Origin of the sequence: Dysgonomonas sp. BGC7 (assembly GCF_001261735.1) — a bacterium.
Classification (GTDB): Bacteria; Bacteroidota; Bacteroidia; order Bacteroidales; family Dysgonomonadaceae; genus Dysgonomonas.
Map to the genome: position 1 here is coordinate 114,055 of NZ_CVRP01000017.1, position 22,006 is coordinate 136,060.

The 22,006-nt window shown below is 37.6% G+C and carries 18 protein-coding genes; 4 read left to right on the top strand and 14 right to left on the bottom strand.

The annotated features are described in order from the left end of the window. Nucleotides 1-25 precede the first annotated feature (25 nt). The 7 genes from BGC7_RS14315 to BGC7_RS14345 form a co-directional block, all read right to left on the bottom strand. Entirely contained in the window at nucleotides 26-775 is a 750-nt protein-coding gene (locus BGC7_RS14315) for a polysaccharide biosynthesis/export family protein (RefSeq protein WP_050702290.1), read from the bottom strand. Nucleotide 776: 1 nt separating this feature from the next. Further along, complete coding sequence (locus tag BGC7_RS14320; RefSeq protein ID WP_050702291.1) at nucleotides 777-1,589, bottom strand: polysaccharide biosynthesis/export family protein; 813 nt, start codon at nucleotides 1,587-1,589, stop codon at nucleotides 777-779. A gap of 17 nt (nucleotides 1,590-1,606) precedes the next feature. Continuing rightward, nucleotides 1,607-2,170, bottom strand: coding sequence for a peptide deformylase (gene def, locus BGC7_RS14325; protein WP_050702292.1), 564 nt, complete (start codon nucleotides 2,168-2,170; stop codon nucleotides 1,607-1,609). A gap of 7 nt (nucleotides 2,171-2,177) precedes the next feature. After that, on the bottom strand, nucleotides 2,178-2,603 hold the full coding sequence (gene ruvX / locus BGC7_RS14330; protein ID WP_050702293.1) for a Holliday junction resolvase RuvX: 426 nt from the start codon (nucleotides 2,601-2,603) through the stop codon (nucleotides 2,178-2,180). 163 nt (nucleotides 2,604-2,766) lie between these two features. Continuing rightward, on the bottom strand, nucleotides 2,767-3,534 hold the full coding sequence (gene lptB / locus BGC7_RS14335) for an LPS export ABC transporter ATP-binding protein (RefSeq protein ID WP_050702320.1): 768 nt from the start codon (nucleotides 3,532-3,534) through the stop codon (nucleotides 2,767-2,769). 32 nt (nucleotides 3,535-3,566) lie between these two features. Further along, a complete protein-coding gene (locus tag BGC7_RS14340) occupies nucleotides 3,567-4,586 on the bottom strand; it encodes a branched-chain amino acid aminotransferase (protein WP_050702294.1) in 1,020 nt (339 codons plus the stop codon). A 214-nt stretch (nucleotides 4,587-4,800) separates the two neighbouring features. After that, nucleotides 4,801-5,409, bottom strand: a complete 609-nt coding sequence (locus BGC7_RS14345; RefSeq protein WP_242034413.1) for a peptide deformylase — start codon at nucleotides 5,407-5,409, stop codon at nucleotides 4,801-4,803. 422 nt (nucleotides 5,410-5,831) lie between these two features. On the opposite strand from BGC7_RS14345, the gene BGC7_RS14350 reads away from it, so the two are divergent. From BGC7_RS14350 to BGC7_RS14360, 3 genes are read left to right on the top strand one after another with little or no spacing between them, the layout of a single operon-like run. Beyond that, nucleotides 5,832-6,320 (top strand): RNA polymerase sigma factor, encoded by a 489-nt coding sequence (locus tag BGC7_RS14350; protein WP_050702322.1) that lies wholly within the window; start codon nucleotides 5,832-5,834, stop codon nucleotides 6,318-6,320. Nucleotides 6,321-6,325: 5 nt separating this feature from the next. Continuing rightward, on the top strand, nucleotides 6,326-6,901 hold the full coding sequence (locus tag BGC7_RS14355; RefSeq protein ID WP_050702295.1) for a hypothetical protein: 576 nt from the start codon (nucleotides 6,326-6,328) through the stop codon (nucleotides 6,899-6,901). Nucleotides 6,902-6,923: 22 nt separating this feature from the next. After that, nucleotides 6,924-7,850 (top strand): TraB/GumN family protein, encoded by a 927-nt coding sequence (locus BGC7_RS14360; RefSeq protein ID WP_050702296.1) that lies wholly within the window; start codon nucleotides 6,924-6,926, stop codon nucleotides 7,848-7,850. Nucleotides 7,851-7,935: 85 nt separating this feature from the next. Here the strand turns inward: BGC7_RS14360 and BGC7_RS14365 are convergent, their stop codons facing one another. From BGC7_RS14365 to BGC7_RS14375, 3 genes are all read right to left on the bottom strand, one after another. After that, nucleotides 7,936-10,314 (bottom strand): transglycosylase domain-containing protein, encoded by a 2,379-nt coding sequence (locus tag BGC7_RS14365; protein ID WP_050702297.1) that lies wholly within the window; start codon nucleotides 10,312-10,314, stop codon nucleotides 7,936-7,938. Nucleotides 10,315-10,722: 408 nt separating this feature from the next. Then, nucleotides 10,723-13,161 (bottom strand): replication restart helicase PriA, encoded by a 2,439-nt coding sequence (gene priA, locus BGC7_RS14370; RefSeq protein ID WP_050702298.1) that lies wholly within the window; start codon nucleotides 13,159-13,161, stop codon nucleotides 10,723-10,725. An 8-nt stretch (nucleotides 13,162-13,169) separates the two neighbouring features. Next, complete coding sequence (locus BGC7_RS14375; protein WP_050702299.1) at nucleotides 13,170-13,790, bottom strand: outer membrane beta-barrel protein; 621 nt, start codon at nucleotides 13,788-13,790, stop codon at nucleotides 13,170-13,172. Nucleotides 13,791-14,064: 274 nt separating this feature from the next. On the opposite strand from BGC7_RS14375, the gene BGC7_RS14380 reads away from it, so the two are divergent. Further along, on the top strand, nucleotides 14,065-14,496 hold the full coding sequence (locus BGC7_RS14380) for a DUF2147 domain-containing protein (protein ID WP_050702300.1): 432 nt from the start codon (nucleotides 14,065-14,067) through the stop codon (nucleotides 14,494-14,496). A 203-nt stretch (nucleotides 14,497-14,699) separates the two neighbouring features. Here BGC7_RS14380 and BGC7_RS14385 read toward each other — a convergent pair whose 3' ends face one another. The 4 genes from BGC7_RS14385 to BGC7_RS14400 are packed head-to-tail and all read right to left on the bottom strand — an operon-like array spanning nucleotide 14,700 to nucleotide 21,834. Beyond that, complete coding sequence (locus BGC7_RS14385) at nucleotides 14,700-15,890, bottom strand: DUF1735 and LamG domain-containing protein (RefSeq protein ID WP_050702301.1); 1,191 nt, start codon at nucleotides 15,888-15,890, stop codon at nucleotides 14,700-14,702. A gap of 25 nt (nucleotides 15,891-15,915) precedes the next feature. Further along, nucleotides 15,916-16,896, bottom strand: coding sequence for a glycoside hydrolase family 18 (locus tag BGC7_RS14390; RefSeq protein ID WP_050702323.1), 981 nt, complete (start codon nucleotides 16,894-16,896; stop codon nucleotides 15,916-15,918). Between the two features lie 16 nt (nucleotides 16,897-16,912). Then, nucleotides 16,913-18,493: a RagB/SusD family nutrient uptake outer membrane protein gene (locus BGC7_RS14395; RefSeq protein ID WP_050702302.1), complete on the bottom strand. Its 1,581-nt coding sequence runs from the start codon at nucleotides 18,491-18,493 to the stop codon at nucleotides 16,913-16,915. Between the two features lie 11 nt (nucleotides 18,494-18,504). Then, complete coding sequence (locus BGC7_RS14400; RefSeq protein WP_050702303.1) at nucleotides 18,505-21,834, bottom strand: SusC/RagA family TonB-linked outer membrane protein; 3,330 nt, start codon at nucleotides 21,832-21,834, stop codon at nucleotides 18,505-18,507. Nucleotides 21,835-22,006 lie beyond the last annotated feature (172 nt).

Consider the following 22,006-nt stretch of genomic DNA (forward strand, 5'->3'; position numbering starts at 1 on the left):
ATGTGTTATCCTTGTTTTTTTCTTATCAAAAACCTCTATTATAAATAATAGAATATAGTAAGAACGTTAGAGGGCCCGATACCATTGAGGTAAATGACGAAAGTGAACTGATATTAAAGAATGAGTTCTTATTTGTGGGGAAATAAATTACATCGTTTGGTTGTATGTAATAAAATTCGGACTGAATGACATCTTGCGACCTAAGGTCGAATGTTTTAATGATTGTACTTCCCTCTTCATTTTTTCTTACAATACTCACTCTTGTCAAATCCATAGTTCCTGTCGTTTGCTGCGATATAGCTAACGCCTGATATATGGTCAGGTTGTCTTTATATACACGGTAAGAACCGCGCTTGTCATTCGCATAAATATAGAAGAAATTATTTGCTACAGAAATTTTTACCTGTACATCTTTTACCGACTCCTGCATTACTTTCTGTACAATCAGTTCAGCCTCTTGCACTGTGTGTCCGGCTATTTTTGCCGTTCCGAAAAAAGGAAGAGCAACCGTACTGTCTTCATATATAGTATATGTTTTTAATGCATTTTGATTTGTAGATAGAACGGAGTTGAAGGTTGAAACCAGCTCTTGGTCGCTAGAGGAAATAGCACAACTAACCATATCTCCTACAGCTAATTTATATTCTTTAAATTCCTGTAGAGGGTATTGTTTGTCTATTGCTTGTAGGTAATTTATTTCTTCACTTGATATACAAGACGATAGAAAGCCTATTGCAGAAATCGTGATTAGTATATAATATATTGTATATCTCATGTCAGAAAACTTTAAGAACAATGATAACTAATCCTGCCAGAGACACTAATAAACTGAAAACTCCTGCAAATGAAGTTGTTGAACTTAGGAATTTTTTCGATGTCTGAGGTATATATAGAACATCGTTTGGCTGTATGTAATAAAATTCTGTGTCGACAATTTCTTTACTTCGCAAATCGAATGTTTTGGTAATAGAACCTGTTGCATTTTGTCGGATGATTGTGACTTTCGATCTGTCTCCGTAAGGGCCTATTGTGCTGGCTATAGATAAAGCTTGTAATATAGTCATTGACGTGCTTGTCATAACTATGCGGTTGGCTCCGGCTTCGCCTAACACACTAAAATATCTGTTGGCCAAAGTTACATCGGCTGTTGTACCTTCAGCAAAGTTGTTTAGCTTTTCACTGATCAGATTCTTAGTCTGAAGCATGGTTAAACCCTGTACATAAAGTTTTCCTATATATGGGAAATTGATTGTGCCGTCAGCAAAAACTGTCGTAGGTGCTATATAATCTGTGTTTTCTAGCCCCCTGATCTGAGAACCTACACTGACGCCTGTTGACTCATTGAGTCCTCTTGTCGTCAGCCGAGGAGTGTATCCTGAAAACATTCTGGCAGTTTCTTCATCCCAGGCATATACTATAACGCTCAACTGGTCGCCGGGTATTATTCGGTATTCTTCTGCTTTAACCATCAATTGCGGATATTTCAATTTAATATCCTGCAACAGATCGGTTTGTTTATTTGTTACACAAGCACTGAATCCCAATAAAACACAGGCTAGTATCAATAACTTCTTTATTTTGGTTTTCATATATTCGATCCGGTTTCTCAGATTTTACCTCCTATGGCTTTCACTCTGTATCGGCAATTTGTTTTGCCTTTCAGCATGTTAGTAAGTTTGCTTTTTATCAATTGTTTGCGTATTCCTGATATCTTGTCTATAAATAATATTCCCTCTATGTGATCATATTCGTGTTGTATGCAGCGGGCAAAGAATGTATCGTATTCTTCGTCGTGAGCAACAAAGTTTTCATCTACATATTGTATACGTATTTTTTCTTCTCTTTCTACATTCTCGTTTATACCCGGTATGCTAAGACAGCCTTCTTCCAATTTAACTATTTCGCCTGTAGACTCTATGATACGGGGATTGATAAAAACCTTCTTAAATCCTGCATATTCAGGCTTGTCTTCGGCCAATGGGTCTAAATCTATTACGAACAGACGTATATCAAGCCCTACCTGAGGCGCAGCCAGTCCTATTCCGTCTGCATTATACATAGTCTCGAACATATTGTCGATCAGTTCTTTCAGATTAGGGTATTCTGCGGTAATGTCTTTAGCTACTTTTCTTAAAACGGGTTGCCCATAAAGGTATATAGGTAATATCATATTTAGTTTATTTGTTTTGTAATCTCAGACTCTCCATATAGCTTTGTAGAATTATGGTTGCACTGATTTCGTCTACCAGACTTTTGTTCTGTCTGTCCTTTTTTTTCAGTCCTGCATCAATAATTGTTTGTTGAGCTAAGGTAGATGTAAAGCGTTCGTCGTACATTTCTACGGGAATATTCGGGTATAAGGATTGTAGTTTCTTTACAAATGGCCGGATATGCTTCATATTTTCAGAATATTCGTTATTCATCTGTTTTGGCAATCCTACAATGATGCGTTCTACATCTTCTTTACTCAAATATGTCCTTAAATAGTCGAAAAGAGTATGAGTAGGAACAGTTGTGAGGCCGTTAGCTATAATTTTCAATATATCCGACACGGCTATTCCTGTTCGCTTAGTCCCATAATCTATCGCCAAAAATCGTCCCATATTAGGCAGCAAAGGTAGATAAAAAATATTTATATCTCTCTATTATAAGCATGTAAATCGTGCAAATTAAGATTGATTTGTATTTCTGATAGGGTGAAAACTAAAAACAGATGAAATAGAATTATTTTAATTTCATCTGTTATATTCTTTTATTTTAACGGGGTTAGCCTTTCAAATGTTCAAAATTTCTGCGTTTGAGCTCAAAGTCGCGTCCGAGATATTTCTCTCTTACGATTTCATTCGAGGCCAGTTCTTCTGCCGAGCCTTGGAAAAGGACTTTGCCTTCGAAGAGCAGATACGCCCTGTCGGTAATACTTAGAGTTTCGTCCACATTGTGGTCTGTAATAAGTATTCCAATATTTTTATACTTTAATTTGGCTACTATCTCCTGAATGTCTTGTACGGCAATAGGGTCTACTCCGGCAAAAGGCTCGTCGAGCATAATAAACTTAGGGTCTATTGCCAGACAGCGGGCTATTTCCGAACGCCTTCTTTCGCCTCCCGACAATCGGTCTCCTAGGTTTTTTCTTACTTTATGTAGCCCAAACTCATCTATAAGGCTTTCCAATTTCTCTTTTTGATATGCAGGCGAGGTCTTTGTCATTTCCAAAACTGAACGAATATTGTCTTCTACAGTCATTTTTCTGAAGATAGATGCCTCTTGAGCCAGATACCCGATTCCGTTTTGAGCTCTTTTATAAACAGGAAATTTGGTGATTTCCTGCTCGTTGAGGAATATCTTTCCTTCGTTGGGCATAACAAGGCCTACTGTCATGTAAAATGTAGTGGTTTTTCCTGCGCCATTCGGTCCCAGCAAACCCACAATTTCACCTTGTTTCACATTTATAGAAACATGATTTACTACAGTTCTCGACTTGTAGCGTTTTACAAGGTTTTCCGTCCGTAGAACCATTCTGTCCTCTGTGTGCATTTGATCCTCTATCTCCATATTCGAAAAGCTATTTATGCAAGCACAGTAACCCAATTGTGGGTGTCGGGCTCGTCACCAAGCTGAATTCCTCTTAGTTTATTATATAATTTTGTGCTTATCGGACCTGCGTTACCATCTTTGGATATGACATAAGATTTGTTTTCTTCCACATCGTCAACTCTCAATATAGGGCTGATTACAGCAGCAGTTCCTACCTGTCCGGCTTCCTCAAATGTAGATAATTCTTCTTCAGGAACTTGTCTGCGCTCTACCTTCATGCCCATATCTTCAGCCAACAGCATCAGGCTTTTGTTTGTTATGGAGGGCAATATTGAAGATGAAAGCGGTGTGATATATGTGTTATCTTTGATTCCGAAGAAATTGGCAGGGCCACATTCGTCCAGATATTTTTTTTCTTTTGCATCCAGATATAAAACAGCTGAATATCCCATCTCGTGTGCTTTATGACCTGCGACTAAGCTGGCTGCATAGTTACCCCCGATCTTGATAGTACCTGTTCCTAGAGGTGCGGCACGGTCGTACCCTCTGAATATAGCTACAGGGGTAGGTCTAAATCCTTCTTTGAAATATGGGCCTACAGGGGTTACAAACACTAGAAACAGATATTCTGTAGCTGGTTTTACTCCTACTTGTGCCCCTAATCCAATCAATAAAGGACGAATATATAATGATGCTCCGCTACCGTAAGGAGGGATAAATCTTTCGTTTAGTTTTACTGCTTTTAATACCGCTTCTTCAAAAACTTCGACAGGTAGTTCTTCCATCATAATTCCATGACATGAAGACTGCATACGCAAGGCATTATCCCTCATTCTGAAAATTCTGGCTTTCCCGTCTTTTCCTTTGAATGCTTTGAGTCCTTCAAACGCTTCTTGTCCGTAGTGCAGGCAGGTTGCTGCCATATGAATGTCAATAAATTCAGATGTTGTTTCAGTTGGAGTACTCCACTTTCCATCTTTGTAATAACTTCTTACATTATAATCTGTTTTCATGTACCCGAAAGACAGATTTGACCAGTCTATTTCATTCATATTAATAAAAGTTTTATCAGTCGATATAATTGATAGGTTTGTTTATATTAGCAAAAGTACAAATTTCGTTGACATAAATATGATATTTCAATTAATATATGTCTGAAATGGAGACACTTTTTGATATTTAGAGTTACTCACTTATTCTAGAATAAGGACAGTAGGATGTAGCAGCTTTTATTTCTTGTTATTTCCTCAGTTGTTTATACTTCTGTTATTCGAATAGTTTGTCTATGTATAAAATTCCTTGAAGGTGGTCGTATTCGTGTTGAAAAACAACTCCGGTGAAATCTCCTTTGCGCGTGTGCCCACTGAGTCTTTCTTTTATCAGATCGCCTTTTTCGTTATAGTATTCTACATCGACCCAAGCATAGCGCTTACTGTTTCCCGACATATCAGGAACAGAAAGGCATCCATCATTTTCGAAGCATATTGTTTCTTCGGGATGGTTTACTATTCGAGGGTTTATCGCAACCTCGACAGGTATTCCCGGTTTATCGAGCCGCATAAATAGAAACATATTACGCCCTATGCCTACTTGAGGTGCAGCTATGCCTACTCCCGATTCTACAGCCATTGTTAACTTGAGTCGTTCGATAAAATCCTTTAGAACTTCACTTGAGGTTATATCTTTAATATTTATATCTGAACATTTTTTTCTGAGGAATAGAGAATCTTTTTTATTGTCTATTTGCAATACCCTAAAAGGGATATCCTTTGTTTCTTCAGTTATCAGTTTTTTTTCTTTGGCTGTCATTTCTTTAGTTGAGTTACACGCAATCATGCTCATTGCTATTATAAACATGGATATGATTGTTTTCATCGTGATATTTAATTGGTTTTTATAAATGAGTCTATCATACAAAGATAATTTATTTTAGCTGCTCTTTCAATGTGATAGCCTTGCAAAATATGTCAATATTTATTATTACAGGAGGCTACAGTTTACCTCAGATAAGTATTTATTGTAAGAGTAACAGAAGTTTATCTATAGAGATAGCCCCACCAACCTCTCCGAAGGGAGGCTAGGGCAAAGCCAAGAGGAGAATAATGGCAGTTGAAGAAATAGAGAAAAAGAGTACAACTTTGTCAGGTTTTAGTTAAAATTGGGTTTTGCCATAATTGAGCAAACTGATGTTTTATACAAAGTCAATCACAGATTTGTATAAATAGTGTAACTTTATATTTTTGTGTGATTATTCAGGCAATTTTGCGACTTATGAAGTAGAAACAGGAACCGCTTATATGAAACAAACGGAAGCAGAATACATTCAGTTTTTGGAAATGATAAGGCAAAATGAAGGTGTCATTTATAAAGTGGCTTCTTTTTATGCTGATAATGAGCATCCAATAGGTGATTTGTATCAGGAGACTGTTTTAAACTTGTGGAAGGCATTCCCTTCATTCAGAGGAGATAGTAAATACTCTACATGGGTATATAGAATAGCCCTTAATACATGTGTGTCCTTTTATCGCAGGAGTAAACGAAGTATATCTTATGTAGATATTTCAGTCGATATTCCTGAAGAGATAGAGAATAATGAAGAAATTCAGGAGCTTTATCAGTTGATAAACAGGCTGGGAAAAATAGAGCGTGCTTTGGTATTGTTATATTTGGACGATAAATCGTATAAGGAGATAAGTGATATAACAGGACTGACAGTGACGAACGTAGCGACTAAGATGAGCCGGGTAAAGGCTAAGTTAAGGCAAATGTCGAATGAAAAAAACTAAACATTATGGAACTTGATAATATAAAAAAGAAGTGGCAGAATGCAGAAATAAAGCTGGATATTGATAATGAGAAAATTGGCAAAATGCTCTCTAACGATGGACATAGTGCTTATAATGCCCTTTTGAAATTTGAGAAGATAGGTGCATTTGCAATGGTGATATGTGTTATTCTTGGATACTTTGTCTTTTCGAGATACTTGCCTGTTTTTATGGTATATACCGTTTCTGTCTTCTTTGCCTTTTTTTGGCAGATATATAAGATAAGAAAATTGAAGCAAATTAATATAGGACATATGACTATCATGGAAATTTCTTCTAAGGTTTATTCTTATAGAAAGATTATATTTAAAGAGTTTTTTGTGGGAGTGGCATGGCTGGTATTATTTCTTATTTTTCTGGGATATTATGAGTTGCTGGAAACACCTCTTTCTGTTGGTAAGCTTATTGTTTTCACTGTTTTTGCCTTTGTGGGTGTGATCATTGTATTTGTTTTATATAAAGTAATGTATTGGAATAATATAAAAAAACTGGCCTCTGCAATAGAGGAAATTGAGGAATTTGAGAGAGATAATCAAGAATAACTATAATAGAAAATAATAGCTTATGAAAAACATTAAAATCTTTACAGTATCGTTACTCCTGGCTTTTTCTCTAATACTTACCGTATCAGCACAAGAATATACTAAATATACAGGGGCTCTGTTGTGGAAAGTTTCAGGTAATGGTCTAGAAAAACCTTCTTATATTTTAGGAACTCATCATCTGAAAGATGTTAGCTTTGTCGACCAAATATATGGATTAAAAGATGTAATTGACGAAACACAGCAGGTTGTAGGAGAACTGATAATGTCAGATCAGGCGGCAATGCAAGCCAAAATGACACTTGCTGCTGTAATGCCAGAAGGTGAGACATACGAAAAAATGCTATCGAAGGATGAATATAATGATTTGCAAACGGGCTTGAAGGATATAATGGGTGTTGGTTTGGAAAATATGGGTCAGTTTAAGCCCGGATTGATCTCTTCGGTAGCATCTGTGATGCTTTATTCGAAAATATATCCTGATTATAATATGATGTCGCATGAGCCTATTGACGGCTATGTACAGCGTATCGCAAAAGAGCAAAGTAAACCGGTGTTAGGACTGGAGACTATTGATGATCAAATAGCTGTGTTGTTTGATGCAGAACCATTAAAGGATCAGGCAATATCGTTAGCTTGTTTTATGAAGCATCGCAATATCGCATCCAGTCAGCTACAGCAGCTTGATGGTTTATATGAGAAAGGAGATGTAAACGGAATCTATGACTTATCTTTCAATAACCCAAACGATCCTTGTCCCACTTCGCAGGTACAGAAGCATGCTTTGGGGAAAGCCAGAAATGATAAGTGGCTTTTGCAGTTACCTGAGATGATGCAGACAGCAAGTAGCTTGGTTGCTGTGGGAGTATTGCATTTGGCAGGAGAAGAAGGGCTGCTGTTTCAGTTGGCAGAAAAAGGGTATAAAGTAGAGGCTGTTAAAGCCGAATAGGGACTCTTATTTATAATACAAGGAAAGCTAAGATTGAATATCCAACCTTAGCTTCCTATATGGGAATAACTTGTCCTCTAGGTTTTTATTTAAATATGTTGTCTATTCCTACAGGACTGTTGTCATCCTCTACGTCGTCAGAGTTACCTTTGTCACACACTCCATATCCCGGAATGGACTCGAACTGAGTAGATTGACTATATCCTATTTTCTTATCGGAATATACTTTTTTCATAAAGAGACCAACTATAGGAAGAGCACTACTGGCACCCTGGCCTTCAGCCATCGAGTCGAAGTGTATTGTTGGCTCGTCTCCTCCTATCCAGCATCCAGCTGAGATGTTAGGGGTAAAGGCCATAAACCAACCGTCAGAGTTGCTATTTGTAGTACCGGTCTTACCTCCCATAGGAGCTGTTAGACCGTAATTCCTTCTCATACGTCCGCCTGTACCGCCATCAATGACACCTCGAAGCATATCCAGCATTTTCACATATGTGCCCTCGCTAAACACTTCGTCTAGTTTTGGTGAGAAGTTGGCTATAATATTACCATACTGGTCTTCTATGTGAGTGATATATATAGGGCTTACTTTTACTCCCTTGTTTGCAAAAGAAGTATAAGCAGCAGCCATTTCGGCAACAGTAACTTCCGGTGTACCTAACGACATGGATACTACGGGGTCTATGTGGCCTGTTATGCCAAACGAGTGTAGCAGACGTGCAAAGGTATAAGGAGAAGTCTTACTCATCAGGTATGCAGTGACCATATTATCCGAGTTCTGAAGTCCCCATTTTATTGTCACTTTCTCACCAAATTTAGAAGCTTTTGCTCCTCGGGGGCTCCACGGTTTACCATTTTCCTGTATAAGAGTCTGTTGTTCATATATCATTTCGTCGCAAGGAGTGAATCCTTCTTCCATAGCCAATGTATATAGATAAGGTTTGATTGTAGACCCTACTTGACGACGTCCCATATTTACCATGTCATATTGGAAATAACCATAGTCGATGCCTCCCACATAAGCTTTTACATACCCGTTGTGCGTGTCCATTGCCATAAAGCCTGTACGAAGGAACGATTTGTGGTAACGAATAGAATCCCAAGGGGTCATTATAGTATCCGTCTCTCCCTTCCATGAAAAGACTTTCATTTCGACAGGTTGTTTGAAGGCTTTCAGTATCTCACTTTCAGACATTCCACCTTTTTTCATATTTTTATACCTATCGGAATTCTTCATTGCCTGACTAAGTATGTTGTCCACATTTTTAGCATCTTTTAGAGAAAAAGGTGCATAAGAACGTCCCTTTTTTTCTCTGTCGAATGCTGGCTGCAAGGATTTACTCATATGTTCGGTAACAGCCTCTTCTGCATATTGTTGCATGCGTGAGTCTACTGTAGCAAATATCTTTAGCCCATCGGTGGCAAGGCTGTAGTTTGATCCGTCCGGTTTTTTATTTTTGTTGCACCATCCGTAAAGAGGATTGTTCTCCCAGTTTAGCGAATCTTGTACATATTGCTCTGTTTGCCATGAGGCGTAGTTCGATTTTTTAGGCTTCTTTGCACTCATCGTCAAACGTAAATACTCTCTGAAATATGGAGCTAACCCGTCTTTGTGATCTACTTTCTTAAAGTCGAGCTTTAGAGGGGTTTGCTGCAAAGAGTCTAATTGAGCCTTTGTTATATAATCGGATTTGTACATTTGTTCGAGTACAACATTTCTGCGTCCTTTAGTGCGGTCAGGAAATCTCCTTGGATTAAAGTATGAAGGGTTTTTACACATTCCTATCAGTGTAGCTGCTTCTTCTGCTTTAAGTTCCTTTGGTGTTTTATTGAAATATACTTGCGCTGCCGATTGTATTCCTACGGCATTGTATAAAAAGTCGAACTGATTCAGGTACAGATTTACTATTTCATCCTTGGTGTAATATCTTTCTAATTGTACTGCGATAACCCATTCTATCGGTTTGCGCAGGAAAATACGTTCAATAGCGTTTTCCGATGGGGGAGAATATAATAATTTTGCTAATTGCTGAGGAATTGTACTACCTCCGCCTCCGCTCGATTGCTGGAGTATAATTGTTTTTACTATAGCGCGTGTAAGGGCATATACATCTATACCCGAGTGTGAATAATAGCGGGCATCTTCGGTGGCAACGAGTGCTTGTACCAAATAGGGAGAAAGATCACTGTAATCAGAATAGATCCGATTGTTTTTTGCCTGAGAATAGGTGCCTAATAGTTTTCCATCGGAAGAATATACCTGCGAAGCATATTTGTCGATCGGATTTTCCAAATCTTCTACATCGGGCATGTATCCTATAATACCCGTGCTGATTAGTATAAATATAATGGCTATCAGTCCTATTACACTACCAAATATGATCCATAGACTTTTAACTATCTGTTTAGGAGTGAATTTGCTGAAAAAACTTTTCTTTTTCGATTTCTCTTTCTTCTTATCCATATACTATATAAGTGTGTCGCTGCAAATTTAAGCAAAACGTTTTTAATAATGCAGATAAAAAAACTTAAATGCTTAAGGTTCTTCTATTAAGTGCATTAAGATAGATTCAATATGTGATTTTAACTAAAACCTGACAAAGTTGTACACTTTTTCTCTATTTCTTCAACTGCCATTATTCTCCTCTTGGCTTTGCCCTAGCCTCCCTTCGGGGAGGTTGGTGGGGCTACTTTAACTAAAACCTGACATACTTGTACATTTTTTTCTTACTTTTTGCAATTATTTACTCAATCCTCTTGGCTTCCCTTAAGCCTCCTTTTGGGAGAAACAACGTTCGACAGAGCGAAGCGGAGTCAATTGGAGGATCACTCTATAGATAAAGATTTTAGAATGTCAGAGGATTAAGATAAGCTATACCGGGTCTACATCGTAATGTAGGAGAATGGATTTGAAAGCCGGATTTTTCAAAACTTCTGATTGATGATGCAAAATGGTCTCTCTTACCTTTTGTATAGATGCATTGTTTTCAATCTTCAATAAGATAGTACGTATATATAAGGATTGTATTCTGGCTATCGGAGGTTTTCCTGGGCCTAATATTCGTTGACCGAATGATTGTCTGAGGGCTTGGGCAAAGCTAGTAGAAGCAGTCTCTACCACTCTTTCGTCACGTGCCCTCAGTACGATAGATATCAATCTGAAATAAGGAGGGTAGCGAAATAGTTTACGTTCTTCCAGTTGCGACAGATAGAACGATTCGTAGTCATTTTGCCTTACGTATTTTATGATAGGATGAGCCGGATGTGAAGTTTGCAATATGACAAGTCCCTGTTTGTTCTTCCTTCCCGCCCGCCCGCTAACCTGTGTCATCAGCTGAAACGCCTTCTCGTGTGCTCTGAAGTCTGGGTGGTTCATCAGATTGTCAGCATTTAATATGCCTACAACCGATACATTATCAAAATCCAAGCCTTTCGATACCATTTGAGTACCGATAAGTATTTGGGTCTCGTTTTCTTCAAATTTTGATATTATGTGCTCATACGATTTTTTTCCTCGTGTGGTATCTATATCCATACGAGCTATGTTGGCCTCAGGAAACAGATTGTTCACTTCTTCCTCTATGCGTTCTGTGCCATACCCATGATTGTCGAGGGTTGGTGTATGACATTCGGGGCATTCGTGAGGAACAGGATAGGCTGCACCGCAATAGTGGCAGAGCATTACTCTTTGTTCTTTGTGGTATGTGAGGCTGACATCACAGTTGATGCAAAGAGGTGTCCACGAACAGGTCTTACATTCTAGCATTGAAGAAAATCCCCTTCTGTTCTGAAAAAGTATAATCTGTTCTTTTTTAGACAAAGCTTCTTTTGTCTTTTCAGCCAAAGGAGGAGAGATTATTGATTTCATTTGCTTCTTTCTCCTCAACTCTTTCGTGTTGATAACGGCTATGTGAGGCAATTCTATATTTTCGTACCGTTTGTCTAGTTTAACAAAACCGTATCTTCCCGACTGAGCATTGTAGTAAGTCTCGATAGATGGAGTAGCCGTACCAAGCAAAACTTTTGCCTCGTACATATTTGCAAGCATGCTGGCTGCATTGCGGGCATTGTATCTGGGGGCGGGGTCTTGTTGCTTGTAAGAGCCTTCGTGTTCTTCGTCTACGATAATAAGCCCCAGATTGGTGAATGGGAGAAATATGGAAGATCGGGCTCCCAAAACTATTTGGGTTTCACCACTTGTTAGCAAACTTTTCCATATTTCGGCTCGCTCATTATCATTGAACTTTGAGTGATAGACTGCCAGTTTATTCCCGAAAACAGTTTTGAGCCGACTGGTTATCTGTGTGGTGAGAGCTATTTCCGGCAAAAGGTAAAGCACCTGCTTTCCGTCTTTTATAGCATCTTTTATCAGTTGTATGTATATCTCGGTTTTTCCGCTCGATGTCACACCGTGCAGAAGGGTTATATCTTTTTCTATAAATGATTCTTTTATCTTCTCATAAGCTTCTTGCTGATAGCTATTGAGAGAGTGGGCTGCATCAAGGTCTGTCTCTCCATAATCGAAGCGGCTTGTTTCAATATCGTATGTTTCAAGGATCTCTTTTTTTGTAAGCTCTGATAATATTGATGGTGTTACATCAGCTTCTTCCAATAATTGTTTCTTGAATATAACAGTATTGTTCTCTTTCAGATATAGGAATGAAGACAGGAGCTGTTGTTGTCTTTTTGCCCTCTTCAAATCGTCTAATACAAGATTAAGTTCGTCGTTGGAATAAGGTTTGGATAAGCGTACTGCTGTTACTGTTTTTGCCGAAAAAGAATTGTGTATATTCTCGCTGATATATATTGCTTGCTTGTCCACCAAAAGCTTTATTGTAGTAATTGCATTTGAGAGAGAAGTCTGTTTTTCAATATCGGAAATAGTTTGAGGCTTGTCTGCTGATAATGAATAGAATATTTTCTTTTCATTTGCCGAGAAAAGTTCTGTTGCCTCAAAATCAGGATTTAGCGATATGTAAGTTTCACTTTCCAACTTCAAAGCGGATGGAAGGGCGGCTCTGTATACATCTCCGAGAGTACACATATAATAGAAAGACATCCATTCCCAAAATCTAAGTTGAATCGGTATAACAATGGGATAATCTTCAAGAGCGGCTATTATCTCTTTTACAGAAGGGATAATCGTTTCCGGGCGATATATCTTAAAAACGATAGCTGTGTAGAATCTTTTTTTTCCGAACTGCACAATAACTCTGCTTCCTTCTTGTATTGAGTTTTCAATGTTGGAAGGAACTGAATATGAGTAAATCCCCTGTAAGGAAAGAGGGAGAACTACGTCAGCGTAAAGCATTCAGGTTTTTAGAAATAATAATTAAGAGCAACAGACCAAGTCTGGTTTTTCTTGTTTTGGAAAACATCATCGTTAATATGTTCGTCTCCGTAACGCTTTGTCAGGTCGCCGCGGAAATACATCCCTATGTCGAAGTGCTTTAATAAACTAACACCCGCACCGGCATTGAGTCCAAGAGCAAAGTCTTTCGCTTTATATTCATCTATAACATCGGATATATGTTTTATTTCTCCTCCGCTCACTTTTACATTACCATATACTCCACCTGTAATAAATATACCAAGAAAAGAACTTAGTCCGAATCTTTTCTTTATATTGATAGGTACACTGATATAATCATAATCGGAAATAGTTATATCATCGTTCTTGTGGTAAGGCTCATATTCTTTCCTACCGTAAAGAACAGATATATCTGCTCCAAACCCTGATGCAGGTATGATAAATTCTACCGTAGGGCCGAGTTGGTATCCTAGCCTGTTTTCAACTTTTAGTATGTTCAAATCTATTTTTTTACTGATAACATCAAATCCTCCTCTTACACCAAATCTCACTTGTGAAGTTGCAGGCTCTATGCTTATTAATAGCAAAGAAAATAAGCCTAAAATAGGTAGTAAATGTTTTGTTTTCATCTTGTAATCTTTACATTGTCCATTTTAATGTAACAAACAGACAACAAAGTAAGTTTTTACAAAAATAGTAAAACAAATCAAACAAACTTCTATACAGTACAAAACAAAAGAAAGAGTGTCTGGTGTTTTTCTATGCTTTTTTATTACATTTGGCAGACTTATAGTCTCAATTGTATTTGTTGGTTATTAAAAAGAATGCTGATTGATAGCTGTGGCTTTAAGATACAATATTCAATAGTTTTAATGTGCTTAATCGTAAATAAACGCTCAAAACATGAAAAAGATTACGACTCTTTTTATATTAGTTCTTTTGTCAGGTATAATGACAATTTCTGCTCAAAGTGTTGTTGGTAAATGGAAAACCTTCGATGACAAAACAGGTGATGCAAAATCAATTGTGGAGATAACCGAAAAAGATGGAAAAGTCTATGGTAAGATAATTGAAATTCTAAATCCCGAGAAGAAAAACGATAAATGTACAAACTGTCCCGATCAGGATAAGGATAAACCGCTTAACGGATTGACTATAATAAAAGGGTTGAAAAAAGACGGAAAAGATTATTCTGATGGGAAAATACTCGACCCTGTTTCCGGTAAATTGTATAAGTGTACTATTTCTCTCGATGGTAAAGATAAACTTAAAGTACGAGGCTATGTTGGTATATCAGCTTTTGGTAGAACACAGACATGGAATAGAGTGGAATAACTGCTAATAATGAAACCTCAATAAATTTAAGAAAGACAGCGAAAGGCTGTCTTTTTTGTTATCTATTAACTTTGCTCTTCCTTTACAATACGAGAAGAAGTCTTCAACTGACATGAGTCGGAAAAAATAATCCGGTAAATAAACATATTTACCGGATCATTGCGTAGTAATATAAAAATAAGAAAGTCTCGTTTCTTTGTAGGTTATTCAGGGCATCTTACATGATCCATAAATTTCAAAGTGCTGTAAGCTGTTGCGTCATAACCATTACCAGTCATATCTGTTACAACTTTGCCGTCAGCTCCATTAAATCTCCAGTATGCAACTAATCCCGGAGTAGAAGGATCAACATAACACATGTTATTTATCAGGTCGGCAGGAGATAATGCCTTTCGCCATACACGCATTTCGCTCACAGCCCCATTAATACCTCTTCCCTTGGCAGAACGTCCGATCATAAACATGGGGTCACTATATACATGTGTTAAGTCCAGAGCAGTAATGCCTGCGATGTTGCCTGAAGATTCTAATTCTCCATTTACATACATTCTTACATTGCCTCCTTCAAAAACGGCAGCAATATGGAACCATTTTTCGGTAGAAAACTCTGTTTTGCTGGCAATACCAGGTTTCGCTATTTGCAGTTGATTCGGTTTAATGGATGTATCCCCAAACCGAAGAAGGAAGTTTTCTTCAAGACCCATAACGCTACTGATGTAAGGATTATCTGCCTGAAACTTATTTACATAAATTCTTGTTTCATAAGTTACAGCAGGCAGAGCTTTCAGACTGGCATCGTTATTTTTTGAAAAGTCAACTTGTAAGTAATTGCTTGTTAAAATCGCAGCTTGAGTTATTATTGTTTGATTTATAACAAAGTAGATAGTTGCCGATGGCTGTAATATATCTATTCCTCCATTATTGCTAACTATACTGATAGGTAAAACATAGGTGACACCTTCTTCGAAAGAAGAAATATCATTTACTGACAATTTCATTGGGGTAGATACACTAGACCCTGATTTTATCAATACTTGATTTTTATTCAGCCCTAATATCTCTTTATCTGTTTCTTCGGGATCAGGGTTGGGCTTTGAAATTGTGTAACTACCCTTGGGTAGTGGCTCGTAATTTTTCTGAAACCGTCTGTTATAAGATTCGATTAGAGATAAATCTTCTTTTAGGTCAATAGTCATACTTTGACTAAGCTTGTCGGAAGAAGAAACATTGAAAGCTATCTCGGATGCCGGAGCGTCGGGGTCGACAGTAAATAATCTGGAAACAGAGTTTTCTACTCCCGACATGTAAATAACATCCCGGTAGTCTTCACTGTCTTTACACGCTATTAACAAAATGGCGCAAAGACCTATGGCTATAATATTATTTAGTTTCATGTATTTTCTTTTAAAGATTTATAATCTATTTTGCCGGATTCATTATCTGAATAGCTTGTCTCAAATATTTATAATCGGGAGTGTGTTTATACTCGTTTTCCATATGATAAGTTCCTGCACCACCTTTTCTATGGTATTCTCCATCTATTTTCGGATTAAACCAAGCCATTGCTTCAAGAGAAGGTACAGTTATCCTGTTTCCTTCCGGAGTTGTAACTGTTGCTCCAGCCTTTCCTCCCGTACTCCACCATTTTTCGAAATCTTCGGTAAAGATATATTTTTCGGCAGGCCATCCTTTGGCAAGTGCATTGTTGAAACGTCCTTGCAAATCTCCTTCTCCTGAAGAATCATAGGCTTGTACGATTCCGTAGTCGAAGCATTCTACTATATCTGCATGTACTGCATATGGAACCCCATCGATAACCAGTAGTTTTCCGGTACCTGATTTTGGGCCGAAATATTGACTTAGCGCTAATACAAAGTCTTTCATCAGTGCATTATTATGCCCTACAAGAGGACCTACTCCGCCGAAGCCAGGCTCATAGTCCAGATCAAGTCCATCATAGTTGTATTTGTACATAGTATCTGCAAGAGCTTTTGCATATTCTCGCACCCCTTCCGTATTGGCTTCAAACGGAGATGGTACTTCATGTGCAAAAATTGTGTATGTAACTTTTGTTCCCAATACTTTCTGTACATAAGTTAAGTCTGCCCTTTGTGCGTCTGAAATATCCCAGTATTTTCCCCATATAGATACTATGTCTACACTATCGGGAATTGAAGATAATCTAGTTCCCATAGAAGGAGTTTCTGTGTTCCAACCTCCAAACCATCCAAAAGCTACGGCATGATCGGAATTCTTGTACTCTCTCAGATTTTTATAATATTCCTCACTTTTGGGAGGTGTTTTGCCCACTATCTTATTTTCCGGATCAACTTCGTCTATGCACGATATTAAAGTGAAAGAGAAAAAGAAGAGCAATAATATATTAGTTAATATTTTCATAATTTTCATTTTTAAATTATTTAGCATCCCACCATAATTTTGTGCCTCCTGTATCAGAACCTCCTAATAATCCTATAGCTTTATCCACTTCCTCTCTGTTTTTATTGTATTCTTCCTGAGGAAATACTATTCTTCTTATTTGAGTAGTTGTATTTATCTGACCATTGCTACGGTTACTCACAACCGGGAATATGCGTGGGTATCCTGTGCGTCTGAATTCGGACCATGCTTCTTGCCCTTCAGGAAACATTGCTATCCATTTCTGAGTAATTATTCGTTCCAACTTTGTTTCGAAAGAAGCACTTTCCTGCCATGCGATTGTTATTGTCGAGCTGGCTGCTATACCCGAAGAACCAACCATATCCTGAAATCTTATTGGTTTATCTGTCGAGTTTATGATATAGGCATCTACTCCACTTACGCTATGCTGAGTGAAGGAAGCCCGAATTCCCAGCTCATAAAAGTCTTTTGCTGTTCCTCCCATATTCCAGTTTCTCGAAGCTCCCTCTGCTAATAGAAAGTAAGCCTCAGCTGCCGTCATCCATAACACCGGAGTACTTTTCAGAACATTAGGTGTAGACATTTTTTCATAAGGAGCTTTGTCATTTATAGACAAGCCGTTCCTTACTCCATGATAGGCTCCATCTGATGTCGGCTGAAAATATGCCGCTAATCTCGGATCCTTATATCCGTTAAGGTAAGAGTCCATCGAAGCTCCCATTCTTGTATCTGCATAAGAATTCCATACTGTTTCCAGTGGATTGTATACTACATTTCCTCCATACGATTTTAACTGTGCAATATCAGGAATGTCAGTTAATAATCCATATTTTTGATTTGCAGCTTCTTCTGCATGTTGTTTGGCAAGGGCGGGCTCAATGTAGCTTAAACGCATGGCCAATCTGAGCCGTAAGGTATTCCCTAACTTTAGCCATTTCTGAGCATCTCCGGCATATATCATATCATATTTTACCAAAGGCTTATCTCCTTTAGTGTTTGCATCAACAAAATCGGAGAGCTCTTTCGTTGCCTCTTTTAACTCTTCCAGAAATTTTTTATAAACTACCTCCTGGCTATCATAAGGGGTGGTTAAGCCCCCTGCTCCAAATTTGGTATAAGGTATAGGGCCATGATTATCTGCCAGACGATGCATCCCCATGACTTTTACTATTGTAACCATTGACAAGTACACTTTATCGTCGGTTTTTGCTAATATTTTGATATAGGGCCCCATTATTTTATTATATCCGTTAGTAAAACCAACGTCATTCCATTTGTCAAAGTACAGATTGTATGTTCCGTTATGGCTCGAAGAGTTCCATGTTCCTATATGTGCCATATAGCCGGAGAAAATGTCTCCTGTCAGGTTCTGTGCACGTTGATACTCATTGGCATCAACATCGGACGTAGGAATTACATCTTTAAGCATAGCATTAAAGTGACCTCCGATAAAGAGACCATCTTTGCTCATATCATCTTCTGTACCTGCATATTCGTTCACATTGTCTTCAAGGCAGGAAACAAAAGAACCTGACATTGAGATAATAATAAGCGAGGTAAAGAATAGCCTAAATATTTTATATACATTGTTTTTCATTATCTTTTGCTTTAAAATTGAACTTTAACTCCAAATCCTATATTCCTAAGACTTGGTTGCATAAAATAGTCTAATCCCTGAAAATAAGTTCCGGTAGAGGCTGTTAACTCTGGATCGAAAGGAGCTTTATTATATATCATCCATAGGTTTCGTCCAATTAAAGAAACAGAAAGAGCACTTATTTTATGATTGAACCACTTAGTAGGGAATGTATAAGAAAGAGAGGCTTCCCGAAGTCTTACATTCGTCATGCTATAAACATATTCAGACAATACTCCCGTTGTTCCTCCGGCAGCAACAGCGTAATATGCTTCAGCATCCATCGGTTTTCCATTTACCAGTACACCGCCATTGTCCCGGGCTTTTGCCGAAGCTTTAGATACTCCATATCTATCCAGTAGAGCTTGAGTTGCAGATACTCCAACTCCTCCAATACGGGCATCTACAAGAAAGTTAAGATCAAACCCTTTGTAAGAAATAGTATTATTCCACCCAAAATTGAAGCGAGGTGCAACAGATCCGGCTTTTACCCAATTGTTTGGATCGCTATTGATAGCCCCAGTTGATGGGTCTACTTTTATATTTCCTTTCGAGTCTTTCTCAAGAGTAGAAACATAAATGTCTCCCAAAGTACCACCTTCGGTGAGGGTCATACGATATGTTCCTGTAGAACTGACATCTATACCATCTTCAGCTTGAATAGGTGTACCTGTTATTGGGTCTAATGTTCCTTTTGGTATAAGTGTTTTTATTTTATTTCTATTAAGAGTAAAGTTGAGGTTAGTCGAATAGCTGACAGCTCCTATATTATCGTTATACCCCAAAGAAGCTTCAATACCCCAATTGTTTACTTTACCTGCGTTAAGATAATAGTCTGAATATATTGAGCTAGGTGCAGCCTCGAAATGGAATAGCTGATTGTAAGTGTCTGTATTGTAGTAGGTCACATCTAAATTAATCCTGTTGCCCCAAAATTTCATGTTAGTTCCAAACTCATAGGCTTTCGTTCTTTCCGGTTTGAGATTTGAGAAAGGCATCGCCGACTCTGTTTTTAAATTCCCATCATTTAATTCATACGAAGTTTTAGTAATGAAACGTGGAGGCGGATTACCTACTTCTGAATAAGAGAATCTGAGTTTTAAGAACGATATTTGAGCTTTAGACATGTCAAACATATCACTTATTATTCCCGATACCCCTACTGATGGGTAAAATACGCCTGTGCTATTAGTTCCTTTTAGGGTTGATGTCCAGTCATTTCTTGCTGTTAGGTCAAGAAAAACTAAACTTTTCCAACCTAATTGTGCAGTAGCAAATACAGCTTCTGTATTATCTCTGAATCCACTTTGATTTACTTTAGTCTGAGGATCATTTTTATTTATATTTTCTTGTGAAAATCGGTTAGGAACAAGCCCTAAGTGACCTTCATAGCTATTTATCCTTTGGTCGTAATGGAAGTAGCTTGTACCTAGAGCCCCAGTCAGACTTAAATCGCCAAATCGTTTGTCAACTGTGGCCATAAAGTCCATATACAATTGCTTATCGCTCATTCTTTGATTCATATAATTCCCTGTTTCGGAAGCGAACAATAAATCAGATGACGCATAAATCTTTCTTTCGAAAGTATTTTCCATATTGTCCATTCTGACACGACCTGTCAGATTTAACCAACTAGAGGCTTTATATTTTAGGGTACTGTATAAAATATAACGATCTCTCTCGTTTTCGAATAATTTCCGATTTACAGTCCAGTATGGATTTTCGATACCTAATCCCTGATTGCCATACTTTGATGGCCAGTTCTGAACTTTGAAGTTGCGAACTTCGTTAAAAGTTTCATAAATTTTATAGTTTGCTATATCATCTCCTCTAGGGAACAAATAGATCGGAAGCAGAGGATTGTGATATTGCCCCTGAGTCATCATGTTCCTATTGTCTTCATTTATGTAAGATATGGAGAAGTCGAATTCTAACTTATCTTTTATGATATCAGCTGTATTGCGTACTGTCAGATTGTAACGATTCAGTTTATTGTTAGGAATAATTCCTCTCGAATTTGTCGTTGCAAGAGATACATATGTCGTATTGGTCTCTCCTCCGAAAGATGCTGTTAGAGAATTAGTTTCCACATAGCCCGTCTGGAAGAAATCTTTTGGATCATACGAAGCCATCTCGGAAGTCTTTTTAGAACCCCAACTTTGAAAACTCTGATCTCTGGAGCCATATGTGTCCTGAAATTCAGGCATAACAAAAGGATTTAGAAAAATAGAATTGTTTGCATAATTAATTTTCAATCCTTTTTCTCCTTTTTTAGTTGTAATTAAAATCACACCATTAGCTCCTTGATTTCCATATAGAGCGGCGGCGGCAGGGCCACTAAGAACAGACAGGCTCTCTATATCTTCAGGATTAATATTGGCAAATGCGTCTCTGTCTCCTCCATCCGGTGACTCAAAGATATTCTCAGGTTGTTCGCCTCTGATATCATATAAAGGAACTCCATCTACCACATATAGTGCATTATTATTACCCATAATAGATTTGGCTCCACGCATAACTACTCTGGCTGATCCTCCGATACCTGAGGCACTCTGATTTATTTGCATACCTGCAACCTTACCTGCCAGACTGTTTATAAAATTAGCATCTTTTACAACGGTTAATTCACCTCCTTTTACTTCCTGTACATTGTATGTCAATACTTTTGCTTCTCTTTTGATTCCCAGGGCCGTAATAACTACTTCATTGAGAGCCACGTTGTCTTCTTTCATTACAACGTTATATGTCATGTCTCCCTTTACTACAGTTTTGATTGGGGTATAGCTTATATATGAAAATTCTATTTCATCTCCATCGTGAGCCTTGATTACATAGTTTCCGCTAATATCGGTGAGAGTACCAATAGTAGTTCCTTTTACAGAAACAGTTACTCCGATCAGAGGTTCTCCCGACTCATCTTTTACACTACCCCTTACTGTTCTTGTAATTTGTTGAGTTGTTTTTACTGCATTGTTTATCGTTCCTGAGGATAAGTAAATGATTTTGTCTTCAACTTTATAAGTCACTCCTTTGCCGACTAATATTTTATCTAAGATCTCTTTTACACTGGCATTAGTAAGATCTAATGCTCCAACTTTTATATCTCCTATTTTATCTTCATAAAAAAACTGATAATCCGACTGAGATTTAATTGCTTTAATGATATCTGAAAATTTACCTTCTTTTTGTTTGATGTTTATTTGGGCGAAAGCAACACCACAAAAACATAGTAAAAAAAGGAAGATATTCATCCTGTGCACAAAATATGTGCCGGGAGAATAAATACATTTTTTTTTCTTCATCTAATTGTTGTTTTTCGTTAATAATATAAAGTTAACCTTCTTGAATCTGGTATTTATCAATACTCTAATTTTTTTATATATATTCTATGTCATAGTAAATAGTTTTTAAAAATTCGATAATAGTCTTCTTTCCATTTCTTATAATGAAACAGCTTTAAAACAAAATACACTT

Excerpts from the sequence above, each read along its gene's own strand:
- BGC7_RS14340 (WP_050702294.1), bottom strand. The coding sequence starts at position 4,586 with ATGAATGAAATAGACTGGTCAAATCTGTCTTTCGGGTACATGAAAACA.
- BGC7_RS14315 (WP_050702290.1), bottom strand. The coding sequence starts at position 775 with ATGAGATATACAATATATTATATACTAATCACGATTTCTGCAATAGGC.
- BGC7_RS14360 (WP_050702296.1), top strand. The coding sequence starts at position 6,924 with ATGAAAAACATTAAAATCTTTACAGTATCGTTACTCCTGGCTTTTTCT.
- lptB (WP_050702320.1), bottom strand. The coding sequence starts at position 3,534 with ATGCACACAGAGGACAGAATGGTTCTACGGACGGAAAACCTTGTAAAA.
- BGC7_RS14395 (WP_050702302.1), bottom strand. The coding sequence starts at position 18,493 with ATGAAAAACAATGTATATAAAATATTTAGGCTATTCTTTACCTCGCTT.
- BGC7_RS14380 (WP_050702300.1), top strand. The coding sequence starts at position 14,065 with ATGAAAAAGATTACGACTCTTTTTATATTAGTTCTTTTGTCAGGTATA.
- BGC7_RS14345 (WP_242034413.1), bottom strand. The coding sequence starts at position 5,409 with ATGAAAACAATCATATCCATGTTTATAATAGCAATGAGCATGATTGCG.
- BGC7_RS14320 (WP_050702291.1), bottom strand. The coding sequence starts at position 1,589 with ATGAAAACCAAAATAAAGAAGTTATTGATACTAGCCTGTGTTTTATTG.
- def (WP_050702292.1), bottom strand. The coding sequence starts at position 2,170 with ATGATATTACCTATATACCTTTATGGGCAACCCGTTTTAAGAAAAGTA.
- BGC7_RS14390 (WP_050702323.1), bottom strand. The coding sequence starts at position 16,896 with ATGAAAATATTAACTAATATATTATTGCTCTTCTTTTTCTCTTTCACT.
- BGC7_RS14355 (WP_050702295.1), top strand. The coding sequence starts at position 6,326 with ATGGAACTTGATAATATAAAAAAGAAGTGGCAGAATGCAGAAATAAAG.
- BGC7_RS14400 (WP_050702303.1), bottom strand. The coding sequence starts at position 21,834 with ATGAAGAAAAAAAAATGTATTTATTCTCCCGGCACATATTTTGTGCAC.
- BGC7_RS14385 (WP_050702301.1), bottom strand. The coding sequence starts at position 15,890 with ATGAAACTAAATAATATTATAGCCATAGGTCTTTGCGCCATTTTGTTA.
- BGC7_RS14350 (WP_050702322.1), top strand. The coding sequence starts at position 5,832 with ATGAAACAAACGGAAGCAGAATACATTCAGTTTTTGGAAATGATAAGG.
- BGC7_RS14365 (WP_050702297.1), bottom strand. The coding sequence starts at position 10,314 with ATGGATAAGAAGAAAGAGAAATCGAAAAAGAAAAGTTTTTTCAGCAAA.
- priA (WP_050702298.1), bottom strand. The coding sequence starts at position 13,161 with ATGCTTTACGCTGACGTAGTTCTCCCTCTTTCCTTACAGGGGATTTAC.
- BGC7_RS14375 (WP_050702299.1), bottom strand. The coding sequence starts at position 13,790 with ATGAAAACAAAACATTTACTACCTATTTTAGGCTTATTTTCTTTGCTA.
- ruvX (WP_050702293.1), bottom strand. The coding sequence starts at position 2,603 with ATGGGACGATTTTTGGCGATAGATTATGGGACTAAGCGAACAGGAATA.